Genomic DNA, 25353 nt, shown 5'->3' with positions numbered 1-25353 from the left:
TAGCGCAGACGTTAGCCACCCAGACGAAAGCGCCCGGTTGACATTCAAACAACAGCTTAGCCTATAAAACGAGGACGCCCGGCACAATGGCCGGGCGTAAAATAGCAAGCAGGCTAATTTCAAGGTCGCAAGCTTAGGCGATGGTTTCCCCCGCTAGCATGAACCACGTTTCGAGCACGGCGTCAGGGTTGAGCGACACCGAATCGATCCCCTGCTCCATCAACCACTTGGCAAGATCTGGGTGGTCAGACGGCCCTTGGCCACAGATACCCACGTACTTACCTTTCTCCTTACAAGCTTTGATCGCCATGGCGAGCAGCTTTTTCACTGCAGGGTTACGCTCGTCGAACAAGTGCGCCACGATGCCTGAATCCCGATCCAAGCCCAGCGTTAACTGGGTAAGGTCATTCGAGCCAATGGAGAAGCCATCGAAATACTCGAGGAACTCGTCCGCCAATAGCGCGTTGGCGGGCAATTCACACATCATGATGACCTTCAAACCATCAGGGTGCTCATCACCGCCACGCTGCAAACCGTTAGCCGCTAGCAGATCGACCACTTCACGCGCTTCATCCGTGGTACGGACGAACGGCACCATGATTTCGACGTTGTTCAGCCCCATGTCGTCACGCACACGTTTCAGCGCGCGACATTCGAGCTCGAAACAAGGACGAAATGCCTCGGAGATATAGCGAGAAGCCCCACGGAAACCCAGCATGGGGTTCTCTTCACCAGGCTCGTAGAGCTTACCGCCTATCAGGTTTTCATACTCGTTGGACTTAAAATCCGACAACCGAACGATCACGCGCTGCGGATGAAAAGCGGCAGCTAGCGTGGAAATTCCCTCCACCAGCTTATCGACGTAGAAGCTCACCGGATCGGCATAGCCAGCAGTACGTAGATCGATGACCTGCTGAAGATCCGCAGGCAGCGTATCGTACTCGAGCAGCGCTTTCGGATGCACGCCAATCATGCGGTTGATGATGAACTCCAGACGCGCCAAGCCGACACCGGCATGAGGCAGACTGGCAAAGCCAAACGCACGATCCGGATTACCCACGTTCATCATGATTTTGAACGGGATTTCCGGCATCGAATCGACGCTGGACACATTACAATCAAAAGCCAACAGCCCTTCATAAACGTGGCCAGTATCACCCTCCGCACAGGAAACCGTCACGTCGATGCCTTCCTGCAGCTGCGTGGTAGCGTCGCCACAGCCCACCACGGCCGGAATGCCCAGCTCACGCGCGATGATCGCCGCGTGGCAGGTACGGCCGCCGCGGTTGGTCACGATGGCCGATGCGCGCTTCATGATCGGCTCCCAATCAGGGTCCGTCATGTCGGTCACTAGAATGTCGCCTTCCTGAATTTTGTCCATTTCGTCAGGGCTAAGAACGATCTTGACCGCCCCTCGCCCGATACGCTGACCGATGGCACGACCAGTAATCAGGGTGCGGCCTTTCTCACGCAGTTGAAAGCGCTCGAGCTTGCCACCCTCTTGCTGAGACACCACGGTTTCAGGACGTGCTTGCACGATGTAGAGCTTGCCGTCGTCACCGTCCAGTGCCCACTCGATATCCATGGGGCGTTGGTAGTGCTGCTCGATGATCACGGCCTGGCGCGCCAGATCCATGACCTGCTCATCATCAATACAAAAGCGACCGCGGTCTTTAAAGGGCACATCGACAGTTTCGACGGACTTACCGGCACTGGCATCTTGGCCGTAAACCATCTTGATCAACTTGGACCCTAACGTACGGCGCAACACCGCCGGACGGCCGGCAGCCAGGGTGGGCTTGTGAACATAGAACTCGTCAGGATTGACGGCTCCCTGCACCACGGTTTCGCCCAGCCCCCATGAGGCCGTGACGAACACGGCATCACGGTAGCCCGACTCCGTATCGAGCGTGAACATCACCCCGGAAGCACCCGTTTCGGAACGCACCATCTTTTGGACGCCCGCTGACAGGGCCACGTTTTCGTGGGCATAGCCACGGTGCACGCGGTAAGAGATTGCGCGATCATTGAAGAGCGAGGCAAACACTTCATGCACGGCGTGCTTGATGTTGGCAAAACCCTCGATGTTCAAGAAGGTTTCCTGCTGCCCTGCAAAGGAGGCATCGGGCAGATCTTCAGCCGTGGCAGAGCTGCGCACGGCCACTTTTAGGTTGGGATGCTGCGCCTGGAGTTGCTCATAGGCATCACGCAGGGATTTTTCGAAAGCGGGGGGCAGCGGTGTCTCGATGATCCATTGGCGGATCGTTTTACCAGCTTCAGCCAACGCTTTGACGTCGTCGACGTCTAGGCGAGCGAGCGTGTCATTGATGCGGTCGTTCAAGCCTTCATGGGACAGAAACTCACGATATGCGTGGGCCGTGGTCGCAAAACCGCCGGGCACCGTGACGCCAACACCCGACAAGTTGGAAATCATTTCGCCTAGCGAGGCATTTTTACCACCCACGCGTTCGACGTCTGCCATACCTAGCTGATCGAACCACAGAATGTACTCTTCCACGCAACCCCCTCGCTCTCAGACTCTGTTGCAACCCATCAGGGCGACACTGTTAGACGCTGACACCCTAGCATTGCGGGGCCCTATTCGCCATTGGTCTAACAGCGAAGGGAGTGGAGGATTTTTACAACAACGATCGAATATGGCTGTTTTATGTAGTGGCAAGAAGCATTGTGCTGATGGAAGAGGCAGCCCACAATAGACGCTTAACGCATCTCTAGCTGGCGGAACAGTTTATGAAACGAACGGCCTTTTTCATTTCCGATGGTACAGGCATTACCGCAGAGAGTTTGGGTCGCAGCTTGCTGGCCCAGTTCAGCGATGTCGAGATCAACATGCTGACTAAACCTTATATCGATACCGTGGAAAAAGCCCAAGCGCTGGCGGAGGTCATCGAGTCCACCGCTATCCGCGATGGTCATCGGCCAATCATCATCGATACCATCGTGGATCAAAACATCCGTAACGTCATTCGCCAGGCGTCGGGCTTCAAGGTCGATATTTTTTCGACGTTCCTGGAGCCGCTGGAGCAGGAGTTGGAAACCCACTCATCGTATAGCGTCGGGCGCACTCACTCCATTGGCAGCGACGACGTCTATATGGACCGTATCCACTCGGTACACTTTGCGCTCGATAACGATGATGGCGCACGCACCCATCAATACGACAAAGCCGACATCATTTTGGTCGGGGTGTCTCGCTGCGGCAAAACCCCGACGTCGCTATACCTAGCGCTTCAGTTCGGCATTCGCGCCGCCAACTATCCGCTGACCGAGGACGACCTCGACGAAGACGGTCACCTCAAGCTCCCCAAAGCCTTAGCTCCTCATCGACACAAACTGTTTGGTTTGACCATCGATGCCCGTCGGCTATCGGCCATTCGTAACGAGCGACGGCCCAACAGCCGCTACAGCTCAATGGATCAGTGTTTGCAGGAAGTAGAGCAGGCAGAATCGCTGTATCGAACCATGCACATTCCGTTCATCGATACGACGCGGTTTTCCGTGGAGGAGATTTCAACGCGAATGATTGCGGAGACCGGCCTAGCAAGGCGTTTCTCTCCTCGCTAGGCGCGGATGTGATTACATGCCCTTAGGCGCAAAAATCCCAGGGGCATTACGCCAATAGCCTTTGTAATCCATACCAAAACCGAAAACGTAGCGGTCGGCCACCTCCAAACTGCAGTAGTCGGCTTTCAGTCCCGGCACTGCTTTACGGTCATGCTGTTTATCGACTAATACCGCGGTCGTGACACTGGCGGCCTGTGCCTCTTTGCAGTATTCGAGAATAGCGGCCAGTGTCGCGCCTTCATCGAGAATATCATCGACGATGACGACGTGACGCCCCGCCATCGGCACCTCCGGAGAAACGCGCCAAAAAAGCTCACCGCCGCGCAACTCGTTGCGATAACGAGTGGCGTGTAGATAGTCCACTTCCAATGGAAAGCCTAGACGTGTCAACAAGTGGCCCGTGGTAATGAGACCACCGTTCATGACACAGTAAAACACCGGCAGCTTGTCGCCCAAGTCACGCGTGATCTCTTCGGCCATGCGATCCAACGCTCGCTCTACCTGCTCCTGTGATATCAGGCAATCCGCGTTATCCATCAACTCACGCATGGAATCCAACGATTCAAGCGCTTCTTTATCCAACTTGGACATGCTCCATCTCCATAAAGACGTCTTAACAGATAACGGTATAAAATTAATTCGCCAATGCTTCTAGCTTGGCATGAGTGCGCCGCCAGCGCCCAAGGGCAGCCAGGGCATCGATATCAGGTCTCGCACGGCCATAACGCAGTTTGGCAGGGCGTTTGTTCGATACCCCTTCACAGGCGTGGACGACCTCAAGAGCAGCGGCACGATCGTTACATATCAGCAGCATGTCGCAGCCAGCCGTCAAAGCTGCCTTGGCGCGCTCCGTGGGTCCACCGGCTTCATGCGCCCCGGTCATGCTCAAATCATCCGAGAAAATACACCCTTTGAAACCCAGCGATTCGCGTAGCATGCCCAGCCACGTCGGCGAAAACCCAGCGGGACGTTTATCGAACGCCGAATAAATGACATGGGCTGGCATGACGCCGTTTAAAACGCCCGCAAGTTCACGAAACGGCACAAGATCGCGCGCTTTCAATTCGGCTAGCGGCCGGTCATCGACGGGTAGCGCCACGTGGGAGTCTGCCGCCACGCCCCCATGCCCGGGAAAGTGTTTACCCACAGCGGCCATGCCAGCCTCGTGCAAGCCCTCGATAAACGCATGGCCAAGTTTGGCTACGTGAATAGGGTCACTGCTAAAGCTGCGCTCACCAATCACGCTGGACACGCCACTCTCAACGTCCAATACGGGGGCGAAGCTGATATCCAATCCGCAGGCGGCCATCTCCATGCCCAACAGCCAGCCGGTATCTTTGGCAAGACTCACACCCGCGACCGGGTCGCTGGCGAACAGCTCACCCAGACGCGCCATAGCGGGTAGCCGGGTAACGCCCTGCTTGATTCGCTGGACACGCCCCCCCTCTTGGTCAATCCCCAGTAGCAAATCGCCTCTCACACGACGAATACTGTCGCACAGCTTGCGAACCTGATACGCGTCTTCGACGTTACGAGCAAACAGAATCACACCGCCTACGGCAGGATCTTTTAGCAGGCGCTTATCAGCGTTGGTTAACTGTGGCCCTTCAAGGTCGAGCATGACCGGGCCAATGGGTTGCGTCATGATGGTGAGTCCAACAAAAAGGGCGCCATTCTAGACTAACCGCTTGGCGTGTCAAAATTCTGGCGCGACGTCCTGTGGGTGGGCTTAATGCAGCCAAACCGGCGTACCGGGCTGGGCGTGATCGAATAGGAAATGTAAATCGTGATTGCGCACGCGTATACAACCGTGTGAGGCTGGCGTGCCCATGGGCTGATCCTCCGGGGTGCCATGCAAGTATATGTAGCGCCGCTGGGAATCGACGTTTCTCCCGCGATTCACGCCGCGCTCCAAACCGCATAGCCAAAGTATCCGCGTCAGGATCCAGTCACGCTTGGGGAAGCTGGCCGCGAGAGTTGGCGAATAGACTTCGCCCGTCCACCGGCGACCCCGAAATACCGCGTTATCGGGACAGCCTTGGCCAATCGATGCGCGCACGTAGTGCCAGCCAAGCGGCGTTTGACCGCTGCCCTCTTCCTGCCCAACGCCTGCCAGCCCCGTCGAAATCGTACACTCATGCTGAATATCGTTACCTTGCCACCAGCAGAGTCTCTGACGCTGGGTATCGATCTCTATCCAACCACCGTGTGTAGGCGGCAGCTCAGCTAGCTTGGGCGTTTTCATGATGACCCTCTTCAACCGCGGCGGGCAACGGCGCATTCATGGCGGCGACCACGACGGGCCGCAGGCGTCGTACCAGATCCCGCACCGTGACCTGTTCTTGGTAATCCTTGGCGGCGATATCACGCAGCGCATCCAAGCCTGACAGCGTGAATATCACCGTTCCCAACATAAAGTGTAGCCGCCAGAAACGCTCAGCGTCCGGCAGGTCTGGGGTCGCTTGGCGCACCAGCTCGGTGAAGCGCGTAAACACGTCGCCATATTGCTGCTGAATATAACGCCTTAAATGCCCCTGAGCCTGGCTATACGCCAGACCCAGGAGCCTCATGAACACTTTCAGGCTATTGCGTTCTGCCGGGACGGCCAACACCGTGGTCGCCATGGTCTCAAGCAGCACTTCCAAAGGAATCGGTTGGCCTTGATGGCGCGTCTCGAGTTCATCCAGTGCCGTATGAAAACGTGCCGAAAACGGATCGAGATAGCGAGCGAACACCGCTTGAATCAGCGCTTTTTTGGAACCAAAGTGGTAGTTGACGGCCGCCAAATTGACGCGTGCCTTGCTGGTGATATTGCGCAGCGACGTCTCGGCAAAGCCTCGCTCTGCAAATAGCACCTCTGCCGTGTCTAATATACGCGTTACCGTATCTGATTGGGCCATCTCGCCCTCCAAAAAACAGGTGTTTTAAACAACGCTGCATACTATGACATATGTCTGACAGGCTCAATCACTTATCCAGTTCGCCAACGGTCCATGGGCGGCGCCTTGTTTACCTAGCTTTCAAAGCGCTCGCTATGTACTGGCGTTTGTCATGGACCATGTACTGGACAGAGCAACATACTGTATACTTAAACACATACTGATTAAGCCGACATGTAGCTACTGTCTTTTCACTGTTTTGGAGTTTGGTATGTCTCGTCCACTCACAGCACGTCAGCAGCACGTATTTGATTTCATCGTCAAAACCATGGGTGACCTGGGGTACCCGCCAACGCGCGCTGAAATCGCCAAGGCGCTAGGGTTCCGCTCTCCAAATGCTGCCGAGGAGCATTTGCGTGCGCTCGAGCGTAAAGGCGCCATACGCATCATTCGAAATACGTCGCGGGGAATTCGGCTACCGAACCAGGAGGTGCTGGAACCTAGCGAAGTGCCAGCATCGACAACGGCCGCCTCCGAGCCTGTACCCAATGGGCTACCCGTGATTGGCGAAGTTGCCGCCGGTAGTCCAATCTTGGCTGCCGAACACATAGACCGCTACTGCCCGCTTCCAGCCGAGTATTTTACGCCCAAAGCCGATTACCTATTACGTGTACGCGGCCTCTCCATGAAAGATGTCGGCATTTTGGAAGGCGACCTTCTGGCCGTTCATCGCACTGATCGCGTACGCGATGGCCAGATCGTCGTAGCACGGTTAGAAGACGAAGTGACGGTCAAGCGTTTTAAACGCCAGGGCCATCAAGTCACGTTGATCGCCGAGAATGCCGACTTCCCACCGATCGAGATCGATCTGCGCACCCAACAACTGGATATCGAGGGTGTCGGCGTCGGCGTTATTCGGGGCGGAAACGGACAAGCGCTCGGCTGAGCTGAGGCCGTGGTCAGACCCGGCACACGAAGTGTATTTACTGTGAGTCGATGTAACGGTGGTCATTGAAGGTGGCCACCCAACTTGGGTGGTAGACTAGCAAGATGCTGAGCAGCATCCCGGTGATGAAGGCTTCCGACGGCATCAGCAGCGGTAAAAAGCGGGCATACTCTTGAGCGAGATATACGGCCTCAGGATCCGTGCCCGCCAATATGATGAGCGCCACCGCGACAAGCCCGCCACCTAACGTCGACAGCGCTGCGCCGAAAAATCCGCAGGCGAATAAGAACACCATCAAATTATCCGGCAGGCGGCGATCCACCAGACGCCACACGATGCCTGTCACCATAGCAGGCACGATGCCAGTCACCAGTACGTTCGCCCCAAGCAGGTTCCACTCGTTACGTCCAATCGCTACCATGGCAGCGTTGATCATTACGTTGCTCAGCAGCGCTAACGGCATTTTAAAGACCAGCGTCATTAACACCGTAAATACTAGGTGAAGCGTCAACCAATCCACTGCTTGGGCGCGAAGCTGCCAAAACAGCATGACGACAAGCGTCGCGGCCAACCATCGATGTTGGAGCGCGGTATCTTCGAGCAACGGTTGCCAAGGGCGCAGCCAAATGCACCAGCCCACCATGCCCAATGACAACAACCACGTCATCACCAGCGCCCATGGTGCCAATACGCTCTGTGCAAACGACATAGCGCCCCCGGTAGATTAACTAAAGACGACTGTTTTATTGCCGTGAATGAGCACACGATCTTCCAAGTGCCAGCGTAAACCACGCGCCAACACCGCTTTTTCAACGTCGCGACCGAAGCGAACGAGATCGGTCGGCGTGTGGCAATGGCTGACCCGATGTATGTCCTGCTCGATGATCGGGCCCGCGTCCAGCTCTTCGGTGACGTAATGGCAGGTCGCACCGATCAGCTTCACACCGCGCTCATAAGCTTGATGATACGGCTTGGCACCCGCGAACGACGGCAGGAAACTGTGGTGGATATTGATGACTCGGCCCGCATAGCGTTCGCAAAGGGAAGGCGGCAGTATTTGCATGTAGCGCGCCAGCACCACACAGTCGGCGCGGGCCGCATCGATCTGCTCTTGCACTTGATCGAATGCCCGCTGCTTGTTGGTAGGATCGACCGGTACGTGATGATAGGGAATACCGTACCACTCCGTGAGTGAACGCATATCGTCATGGTTAGAAATGACGCCCACGATATCGCAATCCAGCTCGCCTGCTTGCCAGCGATACAGCAAGTCGACCAAGCAGTGAGACTCTCTAGACACCATGAGCACCACACGGCGACGCTTTTGCGTATCTACCAACGACCACTGCATATCGAATTCGGCGGCGACGGGCTCGAACGCCGTGCGCAACGCTTCCGCCGACATACCCAGTGAGTCCGCCAGAATTTCATAGCGCATGAAAAAGCGACCAGTCTCTAAATCAGAGTGCTGGCTTGCTTCGGTAATGGAACCACCCTGCTGAGCAATAAAGCTTGAGACACGCGCCACAATGCCCACCTGATCGGGGCAGGAAACAACTAAACGGTAATAATGAGACATCACAGACACTCTTAACGTATTTAACGGCACGCTCGCCAAGCACCTGCCTAACGGCAGATAAACGCTTTAGCCGCATTAGTGTAACGTAAGCAAGATAAGGAAGCACCGCGGTCTGGTGCCGCGATGATTGTTACCCGCCCCCCGCATCCCGTATAGTTAAGATATTACTTTCTAGGCTTTTCATAACTGATGCATCCATCACGCGTTCAACTTCGTCCCCGTCGCCGCCCGCCCCTGCGCCTGCTACCGCTTGGTGGCTGTGGCGAAATTGGAATGAACCTCACGCTGTATGGGTATGACGATCAGTGGATCGCCGTTGATTGCGGCATGATGATTCGCCAAGACCTGCCGAATTCTCCGCTTCAAGTGCCCAACACGGAAACCCTGGAAGCGCTCAAGATCACCCCCAAAGCCCTGTTCATTACCCACGGCCATGAAGACCACATCGGCGCCGTGGCGTGGCTTTGGCCCAAATGGGGCTGCCCGATTTTTGCCACCCCACTCGCAGCGGGACTCTTGCGCTACAAGTTTGCCGAACATCAGCTCAGTAGCGCAGCGATCCAGACCATCGAACCGGGGGAGGCAGTAGAGAGTGGCCCCTTCACCCTTCGCTATCTCAGCGTCACCCACTCCATCCCCGAGAGCTGCGCCATCATGATGCAAGCGGGGGATTACCGCATTCTCCACACGGGTGATTGGAAACTGGACCCAACCCCGCTCATTGGCTCACCGGTCAATGCGGCTCAATTCAGAGCACTGGCACCGGTCGATTTGCTCGTAGGGGATTCAACCAACGCGCCCATGCCGGGACAGTCGGCCAGCGAAGGGGACGTAGCCAAGGCGTTGGCGAAAACGCTGAGCGCTTGCACAGGCAGGGTGGTCGTGTCTTGCTTTGCCAGCAACCTGGCGCGGGTATTGGCCATTGGTTTGGCAGCCCAGGCGAGTGGACGCCGGGTTAGCCTGATGGGCCGCTCGATGGAGCGGATGGTGAGTGTGGCCAGAGGCCTGGGCTATTTGGACGACTTCCCGCCCCTGGTGCCCGCCCATGACCTGGGCTACCTCCCCCCTGAAGAGGTCGTGATCATTGCCACCGGTAGCCAGGGCGAGCCTCGCGCCGCCTTGCAACGCTTGGCCCAGCGTCGCCACCCCTTTGTCGATTTAGAACCGGGCGATAGCGTGATTTTTTCTGCCAAAGCCATTCCAGGCAATGAGCGCCCCATCGAGCAGCTTAAAAAGCGTTTGTTGCAACTCGATGTCACGCTGTTCGATGAAACGCACCATCCCGAGCTTCACGCTACCGGACACCCTGCCCAGGAAGAGCTTAGAAAGCTCTATCAGTGGGTCAGACCCAAAATGCTGCTACCGGTGCATGGCGAGGCTCGCCATCAAGCGGCGCATCAAGCGCTTGCCGAAGAGCTGGGCATTCAAGCACCGCTGACGCCTGTGAATGGCGACATGCTAGTACTCGACCAGCAAGGGTTACGCTGCGAGACGCGCTATCCTCAGCCTCCCTGCATCGTCAATCAAAATAGCGTGGTCGCTCATCCTGGCTTGGATACGGGCCACTCCTCGGCACGTCGCGGCAGCCTTTTTTTGGCTTTGCCGGTAGCTGCCACTGAGACGGGCTGGTGCCGCATTGGACGCTTGATGCTGGATGCTAGCGGGGCCAGCCCCATGGATGAAGACAGCTTTAGCGAGTGGCTCGACGAGCAACTCGATGAGATCACCGCAGATACACTAGCCGATTTACGCCATGCGCTACAGCCTCGGTTGGTACACTGGTTGGCGAATCACTTGCAGCATATGCCCGAGGTGCACCTACAGATCATGGCCGCCGAGATGCCAACCATCGAGGAATTGAACGACGAGCCTTGAGCACTACCACCGAGCAGCGTCTTGCTGATCGGTGTCGCGCTCTTTCACCCAGTACGCTCCCTGGCTAGAACGCTCCTTCTTCCAGAAAGGTGCCTGAGTCTTCAAATAGTCCATGATGAAATCGCAGGCCTCAAAGGCATCTCGGCGATGTGCACTGGCGACTAGCACCCTGACAATGGGATCCCCCGGCGACAAATCTCCCACGCGATGAATGACCCTCACCGCTTGCAATGACCACCGCTGACACGCTTGCTCTGCAATACGTCCCAAGGTGCGCTCGGTCATGCCTGGGTAGTGTTCCAGGGTCAAACCGATGACGTCGGGCGTTTCGTTGAAATCTCGCACCAGCCCCGTAAAGGTGACGATCGCGCCAATGTCGGTACGCTGGCGCAACGCGCTTTCATAACCGTAGGCCATGGAGAACGGAGCAGACTGCACGACTACCCCTATGTCGGGTGCTTTTTGTTCGTTAACGGACACGGCTCAGCCTCCGGTCACCGGGGGGAAAAAGGCCACTTCGTCTTCATCGGTAATGCGTGCGCTGTCGTTGGCCATCACCTGGTTAATCGCGCACAGCGTTCGACGGTCTGCCAGCACTGAGAAGCGCGCATCTTGAGCTTTGAGCGCGGCTTTTAGCCCAGCCACATCACGGCTTGGCAATTTGTCCAACCCAATGGCCAAATCACTCTCCCCAACGCGCTCGCGCAGCTCGGCCAAAAACTTGACCCGCACACAGGGTGAGACACAGCGCTCGCCGAGGCTCACCTCGCCCGCAGCACCTTCACCAGTGACGATGGGAGCCGTCATGTCGCGGCGGTAATCGCCGCGCTGTCCGCCCTGCTTGCTATCCAGCTGTACCGCTTCGATACGCATTGCCTTGTCGACCGCTTTACACATATCGTAAAGCGTCAGGCAGGCGACCGATACGGCAGTCAGCGCCTCCATCTCGACCCCGGTACGGCCATTCAAACGGCACATGGCCGACACATTCACACACCCTTGATCATGGTCAATGTCGAACTCTACCGCGACTTTAGAAAGTGCCAGCGAGTGGCACAGAGGAATGAGCTCGTGGGTGCGTTTAGCCGCTTGGATCCCTGCAATACGCGCCGTGGCCAGCACATCGCCTTTGGGCAACGCGCCGTCGCTCAGCAACTTCAAGGTAGCAGGCTGCATGACGATACGCCCCGAGGCGACGGCCTCTCGACGTGTCTCTTGCTTATCGCCGACGTCGACCATATTGGCTTCGCCGTGCGCGTTCAGGTGGGTTAACTGCATGGTGTCACCTTTTATCATCAAGCCAAGTTGCGCCGCTGCTGGTCGGCCCAGTCACTGACCCAGCGGGCGATCGCGTCACAGCGATTCAAATCCAAACGCGTGACCGAAGACGCAAGCTTCACAGGAGGCTCGCCGGTCAACGCTGCGGCCTGCACCCAAGGGTCGGAAAGAATCGCCGGGTCTCCAATTCCCTCTCGATAGAGCGCCAACTTAGGTATCGGCCAAGCTTTGAAGCCTTCCACAATTACCAAATCAGGCGAATGGGGAGCCATTAATGCCAGCAAATGGGCCAAGTCGGGCTCCTCTTGCCCCGGCGTCTCTTGCATCAGCGCATAGCGATGGCGCGACGCAATCAACATGGGCGCTGCCCCCGAGCTGCGTAACCTGTAGCTGTCCTTACCCGGCTGGTCCACGTCGAAATGATGGTGCGCATGTTTGATAACCGCCACCGACACTCCCATGCCGCGCAGAAGCGGCAACAATTGCTCTAACAGCGTGGTTTTACCGGTACCACTCCAGGCAGCCACCCCCAGAACCGGAAACGGGCAGCGTAGCGCCTCACTCATAACGCATCCTGTCTGTCACGACTCACTCACCCTCTTTTTCTGCTGGTAGCAACCAGTTTAACGCAATGCCGACCAGAGCGGCCAAACTTACGCCCTGTAGCGTGAACTGCCCGCCACCAAATTGCATACCGCCGATGCCAAACACCAAGATCAGCGACACCACCACCAAGTTACGCGCCGCCGTCAACGACTGCCCTGCGCGCACGAGAGTATTCATACCGACCACGGCAATCGAGCCAAACAGAAGCGTCATGATGCCCCCCATGACTGGCCCAGGGATGGTTTGCAGTAGCGCACCAAGCTTGCCGACAAAGGCCAAAACGATAGCGATGACCGCCGCCACCACCATGTACATCGGATTGAAGGCCTTGGTCAGCGTCACGGCACCGGTGACTTCTGAGTAAGTCGTGTTGGGCGGCCCACCAAACAGCGCAGCGACGGTGGTGGCCAAACCATCGCCCAGTAGCGTGCGATGCAAGCCAGGCTTTTCCAGATAGTTGGTACGCGTGACCGAACCAATCGCCACCATGTCACCAATATGCTCGACGGCAGGCGCAATCGCGACCGGAATCATGAACAGGATGGCCGCCCAATGGAAACTAGGCGCCGTAAAGTTGGGTAACGACAGCCAAGCCGCATCGCGCACCGGCGTAAAGTCAACCACTCCCATGATGAGCGCCAGCGCGTAGCCCGTTGCAATACCGCCCATGATGGGCACCAAACGCAACAGGCCGCGGCCAAATACTGCGAGCACCAGGGTCACCAACAGACTTGCCATGGAAAGAAATATCGCTTGGCCGTAGCCAATGGAGTCGCTGGTCTCGCCGGTTGCCATGCTGACGGCGACCGGGGCGAGCGCCAAACCAATCACCATGATGACGGGACCGACCACCACGGCGGGCAACAGCCGGTGCAGCCAAGCCGTCCCTTTCAGCCGTACCGCCTGAGAAATCACCACGTACACCAACCCGGCCGCCATCAACCCACCCAGCGTCGCCGACACGCCGAAGCTGGCGACAGAGCCCTGAATGGGCGCGATGAAGGCAAACGAGGAGGCCAGAAATACCGGCACGCTCTGCTTGGTGACGCCATGAAAGACCAGCGTACCGAGTCCGGCTGTAAACAGCGCCACGCTGGGATCTAACCCAGTCAATAGCGGAACCAGTACCAATGCACCAAAGGCCACGAACAGCATCTGCGCGCCGGTCAGTAACATTTTTGGCCAAGACTCTTGTCTCGCACTCGTTATCATCACACCACTCCTGGGGTCTGTTATTAGGTTTTGTACGAAATGGCGGCTAGCGCAGATAGTGTTCGTACATAGCCAAGTCACGGAGGCAAAAAAATGCCCCTAACGCAAAGCGTAAGGGGCGTTTCGAGACGGAGCGCTCAGCGCGTTCCGAAAATTTTGTCGCCGGCGTCTCCCAAGCCGGGGACGATGTAGCCATTCTCATCGAGTCGGTCATCCACCGAGGCAGTGTAAATTTCTACATCGGGATACGCATCTTGCACCCGTTTAATCCCTTCAGGGGCAGCCACCAATACGATGACTTTCATGTGTTCACAGCCACGCTCACGCAGCATGTCCAACGTAGCCACCATCGAACCACCGGTTGCCAGCATCGGGTCGATCACAATCGCCATACGCTCTTCGATGTCGTTGGCGAATTTTGCAAAATACGGCACCGGCTGCAGCGTCTCTTCATCGCGATACAGGCCAACGACACTGACCCGCGCGCTAGGAATAAGGTCTGTCACGCCTTCCAACATACCTAAGCCTGCCCGCAGAATCGGAACGATGGTCACCTTTTTGCCTTTCAAGCGACGTGTCGCTATAGGCTCACCGTTCCAGCCTTGAATCTCATGATCTTCGAGCTCCAGACCCTTGGTCGCTTCGTAGGTCAGGAGTTTAGCCACTTCACCTGCCAGTTCACGAAAGCTTTTAGTGCTCAAATCAGCTTCGCGCATTAGTCCCAGCTTATGTTGAACAAGCGGATGGTTAATGGCGTAGACACTCATGGGACTTCCTCACTGCAGGGGATTCAAGATGGCAGCCTGCTGAGCCACCATCGACATGCTTACAAATTGCGCGACATTCTACCCGCAACTGACCATGAGGTTAAGGGGTTTCCGGTAATTGCCAATCAATGGGCGAGCGCCCCTGCGCCTCCAAGAACTGGTTAGCTTTGGAAAAATGACGATTGCCAAAAAAGCCACGGTGCGCCGACAGCGGGGAAGGATGCGGTGATTCCAGCACCAAATGGCGAGAGGTATCGATCAGCGCCTTTTTCTGCCGCGCGTGACTCCCCCAAAGAAGAAATACGCTGGGCTCGGCATGACGACTGACGGTCTCAATAGCTTGATCGGTGAAGGGCTCCCACCCTTTACCACGATGCGACGCGGCATTGCCCTGCTCGACCGTCAGCGCCGTGTTCAATAGCAATACCCCCTGCTTGGCCCACGCCTCCAAAAAACCGTGCTGCACCGGCGTAAAGCCAACGTCACTCGCCAACTCCTTGTAGATGTTGACAAGCGATGGGGGCACCGGGACACCCGGCTGCACCGAAAAGCAAAGCCCGTGCGCTTGATTAGGCCCGTGGTAAGGGTCTTGACCCAAAATCACCACCTTTACCGACGCGAGAGGCGTTAATTCAAAGGCACGAAACCAATTCGACGAATGCGGATAGATAACTTTCTTGGCCGCCTTTTCGTCGGCCAAAAACGCCTTCAAAGCGGACATATATTCCGCCTGAAACTCCTGCCCTAGCCAATGGCTCCAATCATCGGGTAACGGGTTAGCCATATCACTTCTTCATTTGATCGGCGAGTGGCTCGACGTAGGCAATGCCCATATCCCAAGGGAATTGGATCCAGCACTGTTGAGCCACTTCTGTCAGATATTGATCCACCAAAGGGCGTCCCTCTGGTTTGGCGTAAATCGTGACAAAATGTGCTTTAGGCAACATTTCACGCACGGCACGGGCCGTTTTACCGGTATCGACGAGATCGTCGACCAACAGCCAGCCATCGCCATCATGGTCGACCCCTTTCATGATATCCAACCCGCCCTGCTCCATGTGATCGTAGCTCTTGATGCACACGGTATCGATCAGGCGAATGTTCAGCTCGCGGGCAATCAGCGCCGCCGGAATCAAGCCGCCACGGGTAATCGCTACGATGCCTTTGAAGTCTCGCTCGATGAGCAGATGGCAGAGCTGGCGCACGTCGCGATGAATTTGGTCCCAAGAGACGGTGAAGTGTTGATGATAGCGTTCGCTGCTCATGGGACGTTACTCGTCTTCGTTGAAGGAACAGACCGCGAAGACGCTGTAGCCCGCATCGCGAATCTTCTGAGAACCACCCAATTCGGGTAGATCGATAATCGTTGCCGTCTCCACGACGTGGCCACCGCAGCGCTGAATCAAGTTAGCCGCTGCCAGCATCGTTCCCCCCGTCGCGATCAGATCATCCATGAGCAAAATCCGATCCCCTTCCTGAAACGCATCGGCATGAAGCTCGACTTCCGAATGGCCATACTCCAGCGTGTAGGTTTCACTAATGGTTTTGAACGGCAGTTTGCCCTTCTTACGCACGGGAACGAAGCTGCAGCCCAGCTCGTACGCCAGCGGTGCACCAATAATGAAGCCACGGGCGTCGATGGCCGCGATGGCATCCAGATTCATTTCCTGGTAGCGGTGCACGAAACTGTCGATCAGCTTACGAAAAGCAGCGCTGTTTTGCAGCAAGGGGGTAATATCACGAAAATTCACCCCCTGCTCTGGCCAGTCAGGAACCGTGCGAATAACGGACTTAATGTAATCGCCGTAGATGCTCATCGCGTCTCTCATTGATTAGTCAAAGATTGGGCAGTTAGCCCATGAATAGAAACTTTGCTGCAAATAGCAGCGCTAACACCACCACCGCCGGGTTGAGATCCGCGAAGCGGCCCGACAGCGTTTTGATCGCCACGTAGCTGATGAAACCCAGGGCAATACCTTCCGCAATGGAGAAGGTCAGCGGCATGGCAATCGCCGCGATCAGGACCGGGGCCGCGTCGGTGGGATCTTCCCAATTCGCATGCGCCAAGCTTCCCGCCATCAGCACAGCGACATAAAGAAGCGCACCGGCTGTCGCATAGGCGGGAATAGAGCCAGCCAGCGGCGCGAAAAACAGGCTGATCAAAAACAGTAGGCCGACCACGACCGCCGTCAACCCAGTACGCCCACCGGAGACGATGCCCGCCGTGGATTCGATGTAGCTGGTGGTGGTGGAGGTACCCAGCGCGGCACCGGCCATCGACGCAGTACTATCGGCCATCATGGCACGCCCGATACGTGGCAGCTTACCGTTTTCATCCAGTAGCTTGCCACGGTGAGCAACCCCCACCAGCGTGCCGGACGTATCGAACAAATCGACGAATAGGAACGCAAAAATGACGCTGAGCATGGCGACATCCAGCGCTCCCATCAGGTCCATGGCCATGAACGTCGGCGCAATGGAAGGCGGCATGGACATGATGCCACCATACTGGTTATGCCCCAGCACCATGGCCAGCACGGTCACCCCGATGATCCCGATCATGACCGCGCCCGTGACGCGCAAATAGGCCAAGGCAGTAATCACGAAAAAGCCCAGCAAGGCATACAGCGGCGCTGGCTCTGACAAGTCGCCGAGCGACACGAACGTAGCCGGATTAGCGACCACGATACCCGCATTCTTGAGGGCAATCATCGCAAGGAACAGACCGATACCGGCGGCAATCCCCAGGCGCAACGAGAGCGGAATGGAGTTGATGATCCACTCGCGAATTTTGAAAATACTCAGCAGGAAGAACGTCAAACCCGAGAAGAAGACGGCCCCTAGCGCCGCTTCCCAGGTATACCCCATGCCCAGCACCACACCGTAGGTGAAGAAGGCGTTCAACCCCATGCCCGGCGCTTGAGCAATGGGGTAGTTAGCCCACAGGCCCATCACGAAACAGCCGATGGCCGCCGCTAGACAGGTTGCTACAAAGACAGCGCCGTAATCCATCCCCGCTTCCGACAGAATGCTCGGGTTGACGAAAATGATGTAGGCCATGGTTAAGAACGTCGTGACCCCTGCGATCACTTCCGTCTTGAGGTTGGTCTTCTGCTCTGTGAGCTTGAAGTAGTTGTCCAGAAGTTTCATGTAGTTTTTATCCTTCGCGCTTACGCCGAATGCGTCCCTTGGTGCGAGAAAAGCCGCACATACTACCGAAAGGCACCGCGTGATGCGAGTGCCGTACATGCAGCCGTTGATCGAGGGCACGTTCCCTCACTTACTGTTTAGCAAACTTTAGGCCATCAGCTAACCGATCGGTCAACAAAAGCCCAAAGCAATACCCTCAAATTGCTAAAAGGACCGGCTCGCCAATACCCGCTCCACCGTTTCCACGATGACCTGTGTTTGCGGATCGATCTCGATATTGACCCAATCGCCCATCGAGCGGCTGCCCAATACCGTACGGGATAGTGTCTCGGGGATGAGATTAACACTGAACTCGACCCCCGCCCCATCCGCCGATGGCCGCACGGCACCCACGGTGAGGCTGATGCCGTCAACGCCAATGTAGCCTTTCTCAAAAACGAATTTAGCGGCCTTTTCCGGTAGTGCGAACCAGATACGGCGATTATTGGGCGCCTCTTCGATGGCGACGATCTGCGCCATACAAATGATGTGTCCGGACATGGAGTGACCGCCAATCTCATCACCGAAGCGGGCCGCACGCTCTATGTTGACGCATTGCCCCGGGGTAATTGCACCAAGATTGGTCAGTCGCAGCGTTTCTCGCATCAGGTCGAAACTGACACGCTCGCCCTCGATGGCCGTCACCGTCAGGCACACACCGTTATGCGCGACGGACGCGCCAATTTCCAAACCGCTCCTAAGCTCTTCTGGCAAGGCAACCACATGGGTGCGGAACTCCTCTAGCTCGCGCACTTCGACAATCTCAGCAGTACCTTGAACGATACCCGTGAACATGATCCCTTCCTTTCTTTACAGGTGAGCAGGGTGGCATAGGCCATAAAAACTTGCGCAAGCTTACTACTAATGACCCAACCTTGTGCAGCCAGGCAGCACCCACGCTTGATCGATCATGTTTTTTTTGCTGCTAACACCCCGCCATACCTTTACTCAACAGCAATAAAAACCCAAAAAACAACCAAAAAAAGAAAATAGATCTGTTTAAAAACTTAAAAACATGAAATAGAACGCTTTCCGTTGACAACGCCCCCATCGCTCTTTAGACTTTCGCCGCAAATGTAATGACGCCGATTTGTACCCAGATTGCGGGCGTCCACCTGGCCTTTGGCGGGGTGAAGTGCAGCTAAAAGGGTGTGTCCAGCGTTGATGGCCACCCGCAAGGGTGGCCTTTTTTTGTTCCCCGCCCTACGCTTGCCCCCTCGCACTCCGTCTTCGGCCTACCATTAAGGCAGACGCTATGATTGAACTTAGCAACGTTAGTAAAACTTATGGCAGCGGCGATAGTGCCGTGCATGCCCTTCAAAACGTCGATTTAACGATCCCCAAAGGCACGATTCACGGTGTCATTGGCCTTTCCGGCGCTGGCAAATCCACCCTCATCCGCTGCGTCAATCTGCTCGAGCGCCCCACGAGCGGCAGCGTGGTCGTGGATGGGCAAGAGATGACCGGGCTGAGCCGTAGCGAACTCAATCATGCTCGTCATCGTATCGGCATGATTTTTCAACACTTCAACCTACTCACCACACGCACCGTTTTTGATAATGTCGCCCTCCCCTTGGAACTGATGGGTGAAAAGCGCAGCGCGATCAAAAACCGCGTTCTTCCACTGCTCGAGATGGTCGGCCTTGCCGATAAAGCGAAGCAGTACCCCGCCCAGCTCTCCGGCGGCCAGAAACAGCGTGTTGCCATTGCCCGCGCCCTTGCCAGCAAACCGCATGTGCTGCTGTGCGATGAAGCGACCTCGGCGCTGGACCCACAGACCACTAGCTCGATTCTCGAGCTGCTGCGCGACATCAATCACCAACTGGGCATCACCATCCTGCTCATTACCCACGAAATGGAAGTGGTGAAATCGATCTGCCACCGGGTCAGCCTGATCTCTGATGGCAAGCTGGTAGAGGACGCGGAAGTGGGCGACTTCTTTACCGCGCCCGCAACGCAGCTTGGTCGCGACTTTTTGAACGACTTCTTACAACTCAGCCCCCCGAAAGAGCTACTGGAGCGCCTGGAAGAGCGCCCTAATGAACACACGCACCCGGTGGTGCGGCTAACGTTCTCGGGTGACGCCGTTTCCACACCGCTCATTTCTCGTCTGGCGCGGGAGTGCAGCGTGGACGTCAGCATCCTGCAGGCCAAAGTCGAGTCCATACAAGACCGCACGCTGGGCCTAATGATTGCCGAGCTACTGGGCAGCCATGAGCAAACCCAGCAAGCCATGTCCTATTTAGAAGCGCATCAACTACAGGTGGAGGTACTTGGTCATGTCCAGCGCAATGTTTGATCTCATTTTACAGGCCACGCTGGATACCCTTTACATGGTGGCCGTATCGGGTGTGATTGCCACCCTATTGGGCCTGCCGTTGGGCGTCATGCTTTACGTGACCCGCCCGCGGCAAATCATGGCGATGCCCATTCTCAACCAGGCACTGGGCATCATCACCAACATCGGGCGTTCGATTCCGTTCATCATTTTGATGGTCGCCATCATTCCCTTCACTCGCATGTTGGTGGGCACTTCCATCGGCATCAATGCCGCGTCGGTACCGCTGACGATTGCCGCTATTCCCTTCGTGGCCCGCCTTATCGAGGGCGCGCTGAATGAGATCTCTCCAGGACTGATCGAGTCTGCGCAATCCATGGGGGCGACACCTTGGCAAATCATTACCAAGGTACTGATCCCTGAAGCGCGCGGCGGCATCATCACGGGCCTCACCATCACGCTGGTCACCTTAGTGAGTTACTCGGCCATGGCGGGCGCCGTGGGCGGCGGCGGACTGGGCGACCTAGGCATTCGCTACGGCTACAACCGCTTCAACCCCACGATCATGCTGATCACCGTGGTGATCCTAGTCGTACTGGTACAAGGGTTTCAAAGCCTGGGCGACTACTTGGTGCGCAAAAGCGACCGTAAATAGTCATAGCCAGCCTCTTTCATTGGCATAGCTAAATATAACAAAAACGCATTAGACTTGCGTTTCTTATTCCCGCATCATTGCAACACGATGCACAACGACACTGGAGTAATGCCATGCAAAAAGTCATTATCGGTAGCCTGACCGCACTGGCTCTGGCCATCAACGTGGCCAATGCGGAAACCCGTACCATCAAAATGGGCACCGTCGCCGGCCCCGAAACCGAAGTCATGGAAGTGGCCGCGCGCATTGCCAAAGAAGAGTACGACCTGAACGTCGAAATCATCGAGTTCACCGACTACGTCACACCGAACGCGGCGCTGGCCGATGGCAGCCTGGATGCCAACGCCTACCAGCACGAGCCTTACATGCAGGCGATGGTCAATGACCGTGGCTACGATTTTGCCATTGCTGGTTACACCTTCGTGTACCCCATCGGCGCGTATTCTGAAAAGTACGACAGCATCGATGAGCTGCCGGACGGTGCCCAAATCGCGCTACCCAACGACCCTTCCAACGAAGGACGTGCGCTCATTTTGATGCATAACGAAGGTTTGATCACGCTCAACGATCCGACCTTCCTGGAAGCCACGCCGATCGATATCGCAGAAAATCCGCGCGACTTCCGCTTCCGTGAAATCGAAGCAGCGCAGTTGCCCCGTGTCCTGCCGGATGTCGACATGGCTTTCATCAACAACACCTTCGCCCAGCCGGCTGGCCTGAGCCTGGACGATGCGCTGATCAAGGAAGGCCCTGAGTCTCCCTACGTCAACCTGATTGCGGTTCGCGGTGGCGATGAAGATCGCGAAGAAATTCGCCAGTTGGTCGACGCCTATCAGCGTGAGGAAGTGATCGAGAAAGCCGACGAGCTGTTCAAAGGTGCGGCGGTACCAGGCTGGACTGACGAGTAACTCTCACCCGTTCATGATTCATTATCAGGCCAGCCGAAAGGCTGGCCTGATGCGTTTTTCATCAAGGAAATGGTATGTCGACCACCGATTACACCCTACTCAACCGTCAGCTAGAAGCTTTGTTAGACACTCGCGACTGGCTGACCAACAGCGCCCAAACCTGCGCTTTCATTCAGCAAGCGCTAGAGACGCTAAACTGGGTTGGCTTTTATCTGCAGCGCGAACCGCAACTGCTGTGCCTCGGGCCGTTTCAGGGCAAACCCGCCTGCCACCCCATTCCATTTAGCAAAGGTGTTTGTGGAGCAGCGGCCCGTGAACAGGCAACGCAACGTGTCGATGACGTACACGCGGTGGCCGACCACATCGCCTGCGACGCCGATTCACGTTCCGAGCTGGTCGTTCCTATCGTGAGCGATGGTGTCGTATGGGGTGTACTGGATATCGACAGCCCGCAGCACGCGCGCTTTAGCCAAGAAGATCAGGCGGGCATCGAGGCGCTGGTGGCGACTTTCGTACGGCAAACAGACCTTCCTCGCTTCGTATGATGCAAGACGCCAAACGATAAAACAGGCGCACACAAAAAAGCCCCGCTCGATGAGCAGGGCTTTTTTGTGACTGTCTGGTAGGACCAGGCGGATTTGAACCGCCGACCTCCACGATGTCAACGTGGCGCTCTAACCAACTGAGCTATGGTCCTAGAAAAAAAGTGCACGGATAGATTTGGTAGGACCAGGCGGATTTGAACCGCCGACCTCCACGATGTCAACGTGGCGCTCTAACCAACTGAGCTATGGTCCTGCTGTGCAACGGATGCGTATTCTACGGCTTCATGGCTGAATTGCAAGTCATTTTTGCGCCTTTGCCTACTTTAGTGCCTTACCCTACCCGCTCCCGCAAATTACATCGACACTTATCAAACCTACCGGCTAAGCTGCACATAGATTAATCATGATCGCTTACGGATAAGGAGATAGGTTTTGTTAGGGCCTTTGCTAGGATGCATCGCCGGTTTACTACTATTATCCACCCTCATCGCGCGAATAAGGCTACGTTGGTGGTGGGTGCGAAGTTTCGAGTTTCCACGACTACAAATCGCGGTGCTCGCTGGGCTCTGCGCCGCCGTTGGCGCACTCCTCTTGCCCCCCAGCCGATGGCAGACTGCCACGATAGGGTTGTCGCTACTCACCTGCATGCTCCAACTGCGCTACATCTTTCCCTGGACACGACTTTGGCCCGTACAGGTTCAATCGACCCGCAAGGCGCCGGATGAGCAGAAAATCACGTTACTGATCGCTAACGTGCTCACACCAAACCGTCAAGCGGATAAGCTGATCAGCATGATAGAGCAGCACCAGCCCGATATGGTGTTGACGCTGGAATCCGACCAGTGGTGGCAGCGTCAGTTGGATACTGCTCTCTCAAAAGCCTGGCCAAACAGCGTAAAAATTCCCCTCGACAACCTTTACGGCATGCACTTGTACTCTCGACTGACGCTCAGCGAGACGGAAGTAAAATGGTTGATTCAGGATGACATCCCCTCTATCCATACCTATGTCACCCTAGCGAGCGGCGATCAGATCCGTTTCTATGCGCTGCATCCACGCCCTCCCGCCCCCAGCGAGAGTGAAAAATCGCTTTGGCGAGACGCCGAGCTACTCTTGGTAGGCAAGGAAATTCACCAGAACCCATCGCCTACGCTCGTTGCGGGCGATCTCAACGACGTCGCTTGGTCACGCACGACACGTCGGTTTTGCCGGATCAGTGGCATGCTCGACCCGCGCCGCGGGCGAGGAATGTTTAGCACGTTTCATGCAAACTATCCGTTTCTGCGCTGGCCACTAGATCACGTATTCGTCAGTGAGCACTTCACGCTAGACAGTATGCAGCGCTTGGACGCCTTCGGATCCGACCACTTCCCGATCCTCGCGACGCTCTGTTATCGCCCCTCACGGCAAGATGAGCATGACAATCCAGAAGCGAGTCAAGAGGAGCGCCAAGAAGCCAGCGAGACCATTCAAAAGGGCAAAACGGAACGCCAAAAGACGTAGCCGCCTTGCCCTGCGTCAAGGCGCTTCGCTACTCTGGCACCCCGCCCTTCGTCAGTACCGTAGGATCGAGCAGCCGCTCCAACGTAGCTCGATCCAACTCCGTCTCTTCTTCCGCCACATCGATGATGGGCCTCCCCGCTTGGTAAGCCTTTTTGGCAATCGCAGCGGCCGCGTTGTAGCCAATCACACTGTTGAGCGCGGTGACGAGGATGGGGTTACGCGCCAGCGGGCCTTGGAGATTGTCTTCACGGACTGTGAAGGTGGCGATGGCGCGCTCACCCAGCAAGGTGGCGGTACTGCTCATCAATGTAATCGAGGTCAACAGGTTCGAGGCCACGAGTGGCAACATGACGTTGAGCTGAAAATTGCCGCTTTGTCCGGCCACCGTAATAGCAGCATCCAATCCAATCACTTGAGCGGCCGCTTGCGCCGCCGACTCAGGGATGACGGGATTGACCTTGCCGGGCATGATCGAACTTCCCGGCTGCAATGCTTCCAATTCGATTTCACCCAGCCCCGCTAGCGGCCCAGAGTTCATCCAGCGCAGATCGTTGGCGATCTTCATTACGACGCATGCCAACCCCTTCAACTGACCGGAAAGCTCTACCGCGGCATCTTGCGATGCCAAGCTGGCAAAGAAACTATCGTTAGGTACAAATGAGAGACCTGTTTGCTGGCTTAGGTCTTTGGCCATCAAGTCAGCAAATCCCTCCGGCGCATTGATCCCCGTGCCCACAGCGGTGCCACCCTGGGCAAGGCGGCATAGTCGCGTCATGGCACTATCGAACCGCTCGATGGCTTGACCCACTTGGCTAGACCACGCGCCTAGCTCTTGATCCATGCGAAGCGGCATGGCGTCCATCAAGTGGGTACGGCCGGTTTTGACGATATGACTCAACTCATTGGCACGGCGGTCGATCGTTGCCTTGAGTTCGGTTAACGCAGGGCGCAGTGACTCGTTCACCGCGATAGCCGCTGACAGGTGGATCGCCGTGGGAATGACATCGTTACTGGATTGCCCCATATTGACGTGATCGTTAGGTGTGACGTCAACGCCCTCTCGGCTGGCCAGCGTCGCTAACACCTCGTTCACATTCATATTGGTCGACGTACCCGACCCCGTTTGGAAAACGTCGATAGGAAAATGCTCATCATGCTGGCCATCGATCACCGCTTGTGCGGCTTTTTCGATCGCCTGGGCACGCTCGGCATCCAATAACCCTAACTGATGATTACTGCGCGCCGCTGCCAGCTTAATACGAGCAACCGCATGAACGAAGGCCTCCGGCATCGGCGTGCCCGACACGGGAAAATTATTGATAGCACGCTGCGTTTGTGCCCCATAAAGCGCCGTGGCTGGAACCTTCAACTCGCCCATACTATCCCGCTCGATACGTGTTTCCATGTTGCACTCCTTGTGAGTCATCGGCGACACGGACTATCCACACCGCCATGTGATAACGATTCTCTGTAGCTTTTAGACTAGTGTTCGAGCCCCTCTTGGTAAACCCACTGTTCGTTCAACCGTTTGCCCATATCAGCGCGGCA

The 25353-nt window shown here is 56.4% G+C and carries 26 protein-coding genes and 2 tRNA genes; 8 read left to right on the top strand and 20 right to left on the bottom strand.

The features are described 5' to 3' along the window. Positions 1-133: 133 nt before the first annotated feature. Positions 134-2518 carry a phosphoenolpyruvate synthase gene (ppsA, locus tag FRH_RS13925; RefSeq protein ID WP_139528039.1) on the bottom strand — a complete coding sequence of 795 codons (2385 nt, stop codon included), beginning with the start codon at positions 2516-2518 and terminating at the stop codon, positions 134-136. Positions 2519-2751: 233 nt separating this feature from the next. Here ppsA and FRH_RS13920 point away from each other — a divergent pair, with 233 nt between their 5' ends. Further along, positions 2752-3585: a pyruvate, water dikinase regulatory protein gene (locus tag FRH_RS13920; protein WP_139528040.1), complete on the top strand. Its 834-nt coding sequence runs from the start codon at positions 2752-2754 to the stop codon at positions 3583-3585. A gap of 12 nt (positions 3586-3597) precedes the next feature. Here FRH_RS13920 and FRH_RS13915 read toward each other — a convergent pair whose 3' ends face one another. The 4 genes from FRH_RS13915 to FRH_RS13900 form a co-directional block, all read right to left on the bottom strand. After that, positions 3598-4176, bottom strand: coding sequence for a hypoxanthine-guanine phosphoribosyltransferase (locus tag FRH_RS13915; protein WP_139528041.1), 579 nt, complete (start codon positions 4174-4176; stop codon positions 3598-3600). Between the two features lie 43 nt (positions 4177-4219). Beyond that, positions 4220-5230 carry a beta-N-acetylhexosaminidase gene (gene nagZ, locus FRH_RS13910; RefSeq protein WP_139528042.1) on the bottom strand — a complete coding sequence of 337 codons (1011 nt, stop codon included), beginning with the start codon at positions 5228-5230 and terminating at the stop codon, positions 4220-4222. A gap of 84 nt (positions 5231-5314) precedes the next feature. Further along, complete coding sequence (locus tag FRH_RS13905; protein WP_281997053.1) at positions 5315-5830, bottom strand: L,D-transpeptidase; 516 nt, start codon at positions 5828-5830, stop codon at positions 5315-5317. Continuing rightward, positions 5808-6485 carry a TetR/AcrR family transcriptional regulator gene (locus FRH_RS13900; protein ID WP_281997052.1) on the bottom strand — a complete coding sequence of 226 codons (678 nt, stop codon included), beginning with the start codon at positions 6483-6485 and terminating at the stop codon, positions 5808-5810. The genes FRH_RS13905 and FRH_RS13900 overlap by 23 nt, the downstream gene beginning before the upstream one ends. Positions 6486-6735: 250 nt before the next feature. On the opposite strand from FRH_RS13900, the gene lexA reads away from it, so the two are divergent. Next, on the top strand, positions 6736-7410 hold the full coding sequence (lexA, locus tag FRH_RS13895; protein WP_281997051.1) for a transcriptional repressor LexA: 675 nt from the start codon (positions 6736-6738) through the stop codon (positions 7408-7410). 37 nt (positions 7411-7447) lie between these two features. On the opposite strand, the gene FRH_RS13890 is transcribed toward lexA, so the two are convergent. Then, positions 7448-8119: an energy-coupling factor ABC transporter permease gene (locus FRH_RS13890; RefSeq protein ID WP_153843881.1), complete on the bottom strand. Its 672-nt coding sequence runs from the start codon at positions 8117-8119 to the stop codon at positions 7448-7450. 15 nt (positions 8120-8134) lie between these two features. Next, positions 8135-8989: a formyltetrahydrofolate deformylase gene (gene purU / locus FRH_RS13885; protein ID WP_139528047.1), complete on the bottom strand. Its 855-nt coding sequence runs from the start codon at positions 8987-8989 to the stop codon at positions 8135-8137. Between the two features lie 273 nt (positions 8990-9262). Between purU and FRH_RS13880 the strand changes: the two genes are divergently transcribed. Continuing rightward, positions 9263-10864 (top strand): ribonuclease J, encoded by a 1602-nt coding sequence (locus tag FRH_RS13880; protein WP_281998167.1) that lies wholly within the window; start codon positions 9263-9265, stop codon positions 10862-10864. Between the two features lie 3 nt (positions 10865-10867). On the opposite strand, the gene moaE is transcribed toward FRH_RS13880, so the two are convergent. From moaE to FRH_RS13830, 10 genes are all read right to left on the bottom strand, one after another. Then, entirely contained in the window at positions 10868-11302 is a 435-nt protein-coding gene (gene moaE, locus FRH_RS13875; protein WP_281998166.1) for a molybdopterin synthase catalytic subunit MoaE, read from the bottom strand. A gap of 45 nt (positions 11303-11347) precedes the next feature. Further along, complete coding sequence (gene moaC / locus FRH_RS13870) at positions 11348-12142, bottom strand: cyclic pyranopterin monophosphate synthase MoaC (RefSeq protein WP_139528048.1); 795 nt, start codon at positions 12140-12142, stop codon at positions 11348-11350. 17 nt (positions 12143-12159) lie between these two features. Next, a complete protein-coding gene (mobB, locus tag FRH_RS13865; protein ID WP_139528049.1) occupies positions 12160-12708 on the bottom strand; it encodes a molybdopterin-guanine dinucleotide biosynthesis protein B in 549 nt (182 codons plus the stop codon). Between the two features lie 22 nt (positions 12709-12730). Beyond that, the gene (locus tag FRH_RS13860; RefSeq protein ID WP_239377741.1) at positions 12731-13924 is read right to left on the bottom strand and encodes a uracil-xanthine permease family protein; all 1194 of its coding nucleotides are present in this window, start codon (positions 13922-13924) and stop codon (positions 12731-12733) included. 173 nt (positions 13925-14097) lie between these two features. Then, positions 14098-14727 carry a uracil phosphoribosyltransferase gene (upp, locus tag FRH_RS13855; RefSeq protein ID WP_044628300.1) on the bottom strand — a complete coding sequence of 210 codons (630 nt, stop codon included), beginning with the start codon at positions 14725-14727 and terminating at the stop codon, positions 14098-14100. A gap of 100 nt (positions 14728-14827) precedes the next feature. Next, positions 14828-15511, bottom strand: a complete 684-nt coding sequence (gene ung / locus FRH_RS13850) for a uracil-DNA glycosylase (protein ID WP_139528051.1) — start codon at positions 15509-15511, stop codon at positions 14828-14830. A gap of 1 nt (position 15512) precedes the next feature. Continuing rightward, positions 15513-15992, bottom strand: a complete 480-nt coding sequence (gpt, locus tag FRH_RS13845) for a xanthine phosphoribosyltransferase (RefSeq protein WP_139528052.1) — start codon at positions 15990-15992, stop codon at positions 15513-15515. 6 nt (positions 15993-15998) lie between these two features. After that, entirely contained in the window at positions 15999-16544 is a 546-nt protein-coding gene (locus FRH_RS13840) for an adenine phosphoribosyltransferase (protein ID WP_139528053.1), read from the bottom strand. 34 nt (positions 16545-16578) lie between these two features. Beyond that, the gene (locus FRH_RS13835; RefSeq protein ID WP_139528054.1) at positions 16579-17877 is read right to left on the bottom strand and encodes an NCS2 family permease; all 1299 of its coding nucleotides are present in this window, start codon (positions 17875-17877) and stop codon (positions 16579-16581) included. 204 nt (positions 17878-18081) lie between these two features. Beyond that, entirely contained in the window at positions 18082-18711 is a 630-nt protein-coding gene (locus FRH_RS13830) for a riboflavin synthase subunit alpha (protein WP_139528055.1), read from the bottom strand. Between the two features lie 460 nt (positions 18712-19171). Between FRH_RS13830 and FRH_RS13825 the strand changes: the two genes are divergently transcribed. The 4 genes from FRH_RS13825 to FRH_RS13810 all read left to right on the top strand — a co-directional run bounded on the left by FRH_RS13825 (position 19172) and on the right by FRH_RS13810 (position 22302). Beyond that, positions 19172-20215 carry a methionine ABC transporter ATP-binding protein gene (locus FRH_RS13825; RefSeq protein WP_139528056.1) on the top strand — a complete coding sequence of 348 codons (1044 nt, stop codon included), beginning with the start codon at positions 19172-19174 and terminating at the stop codon, positions 20213-20215. Continuing rightward, positions 20196-20849: a methionine ABC transporter permease gene (locus tag FRH_RS13820; RefSeq protein WP_281997048.1), complete on the top strand. Its 654-nt coding sequence runs from the start codon at positions 20196-20198 to the stop codon at positions 20847-20849. The genes FRH_RS13825 and FRH_RS13820 overlap by 20 nt, the downstream gene beginning before the upstream one ends. A 113-nt stretch (positions 20850-20962) precedes the next feature. Then, positions 20963-21757 carry a MetQ/NlpA family ABC transporter substrate-binding protein gene (locus tag FRH_RS13815; protein WP_281997047.1) on the top strand — a complete coding sequence of 265 codons (795 nt, stop codon included), beginning with the start codon at positions 20963-20965 and terminating at the stop codon, positions 21755-21757. A 74-nt stretch (positions 21758-21831) separates the two neighbouring features. Further along, complete coding sequence (locus FRH_RS13810) at positions 21832-22302, top strand: GAF domain-containing protein (RefSeq protein ID WP_139528059.1); 471 nt, start codon at positions 21832-21834, stop codon at positions 22300-22302. Positions 22303-22377: 75 nt separating this feature from the next. Here FRH_RS13810 and FRH_RS13805 read toward each other — a convergent pair. Beyond that, positions 22378-22454 (bottom strand) — tRNA-Val (locus FRH_RS13805). 24 nt (positions 22455-22478) lie between these two features. Continuing rightward, positions 22479-22555: transfer RNA gene (locus FRH_RS13800), tRNA-Val, on the bottom strand. Between the two features lie 179 nt (positions 22556-22734). Here FRH_RS13800 and FRH_RS13795 point away from each other — a divergent pair. After that, complete coding sequence (locus FRH_RS13795) at positions 22735-23805, top strand: endonuclease/exonuclease/phosphatase family protein (protein ID WP_139528060.1); 1071 nt, start codon at positions 22735-22737, stop codon at positions 23803-23805. Between the two features lie 28 nt (positions 23806-23833). Here the strand turns inward: FRH_RS13795 and FRH_RS13790 are convergent, their stop codons facing one another. Then, positions 23834-25210 carry a class II fumarate hydratase gene (locus tag FRH_RS13790; RefSeq protein ID WP_139528061.1) on the bottom strand — a complete coding sequence of 459 codons (1377 nt, stop codon included), beginning with the start codon at positions 25208-25210 and terminating at the stop codon, positions 23834-23836. Positions 25211-25353 lie beyond the last annotated feature (143 nt).

Source organism: Halomonas sp. A020 (assembly GCF_027943625.1).
GTDB classification, from domain to species: domain Bacteria; phylum Pseudomonadota; class Gammaproteobacteria; order Pseudomonadales; family Halomonadaceae; genus Vreelandella; species Vreelandella piezotolerans.
This window is presented reverse-complemented; position numbering and strand designations above follow the sequence as displayed.

Coding starts and splice junctions, on each gene's coding strand:
- FRH_RS13920 (WP_139528040.1), top strand. CDS start 2,752: ATGAAACGAACGGCCTTTTTCATTTCCGATGGTACAGGCATTACCGCA.
- FRH_RS13915 (WP_139528041.1), bottom strand. CDS start 4,176: ATGTCCAAGTTGGATAAAGAAGCGCTTGAATCGTTGGATTCCATGCGT.
- nagZ (WP_139528042.1), bottom strand. CDS start 5,230: ATGACGCAACCCATTGGCCCGGTCATGCTCGACCTTGAAGGGCCACAG.
- FRH_RS13905 (WP_281997053.1), bottom strand. CDS start 5,830: ATGAAAACGCCCAAGCTAGCTGAGCTGCCGCCTACACACGGTGGTTGG.
- FRH_RS13900 (WP_281997052.1), bottom strand. CDS start 6,485: ATGGCCCAATCAGATACGGTAACGCGTATATTAGACACGGCAGAGGTG.
- lexA (WP_281997051.1), top strand. CDS start 6,736: ATGTCTCGTCCACTCACAGCACGTCAGCAGCACGTATTTGATTTCATC.
- FRH_RS13890 (WP_153843881.1), bottom strand. CDS start 8,119: ATGTCGTTTGCACAGAGCGTATTGGCACCATGGGCGCTGGTGATGACG.
- purU (WP_139528047.1), bottom strand. CDS start 8,989: ATGTCTCATTATTACCGTTTAGTTGTTTCCTGCCCCGATCAGGTGGGC.
- FRH_RS13880 (WP_281998167.1), top strand. CDS start 9,263: ATGAACCTCACGCTGTATGGGTATGACGATCAGTGGATCGCCGTTGAT.
- moaC (WP_139528048.1), bottom strand. CDS start 12,142: ATGCAGTTAACCCACCTGAACGCGCACGGCGAAGCCAATATGGTCGAC.
- mobB (WP_139528049.1), bottom strand. CDS start 12,708: ATGAGTGAGGCGCTACGCTGCCCGTTTCCGGTTCTGGGGGTGGCTGCC.
- FRH_RS13860 (WP_239377741.1), bottom strand. CDS start 13,924: ATGTTACTGACCGGCGCGCAGATGCTGTTCGTGGCCTTTGGTGCATTG.
- upp (WP_044628300.1), bottom strand. CDS start 14,727: ATGAGTGTCTACGCCATTAACCATCCGCTTGTTCAACATAAGCTGGGA.
- ung (WP_139528051.1), bottom strand. CDS start 15,511: ATGGCTAACCCGTTACCCGATGATTGGAGCCATTGGCTAGGGCAGGAG.
- gpt (WP_139528052.1), bottom strand. CDS start 15,992: ATGAGCAGCGAACGCTATCATCAACACTTCACCGTCTCTTGGGACCAA.
- FRH_RS13840 (WP_139528053.1), bottom strand. CDS start 16,544: ATGAGCATCTACGGCGATTACATTAAGTCCGTTATTCGCACGGTTCCT.
- FRH_RS13835 (WP_139528054.1), bottom strand. CDS start 17,877: ATGAAACTTCTGGACAACTACTTCAAGCTCACAGAGCAGAAGACCAAC.
- FRH_RS13830 (WP_139528055.1), bottom strand. CDS start 18,711: ATGTTCACGGGTATCGTTCAAGGTACTGCTGAGATTGTCGAAGTGCGC.
- FRH_RS13825 (WP_139528056.1), top strand. CDS start 19,172: ATGATTGAACTTAGCAACGTTAGTAAAACTTATGGCAGCGGCGATAGT.
- FRH_RS13820 (WP_281997048.1), top strand. CDS start 20,196: ATGTCCAGCGCAATGTTTGATCTCATTTTACAGGCCACGCTGGATACC.
- FRH_RS13815 (WP_281997047.1), top strand. CDS start 20,963: ATGCAAAAAGTCATTATCGGTAGCCTGACCGCACTGGCTCTGGCCATC.
- FRH_RS13810 (WP_139528059.1), top strand. CDS start 21,832: ATGTCGACCACCGATTACACCCTACTCAACCGTCAGCTAGAAGCTTTG.
- FRH_RS13790 (WP_139528061.1), bottom strand. CDS start 25,210: ATGGAAACACGTATCGAGCGGGATAGTATGGGCGAGTTGAAGGTTCCA.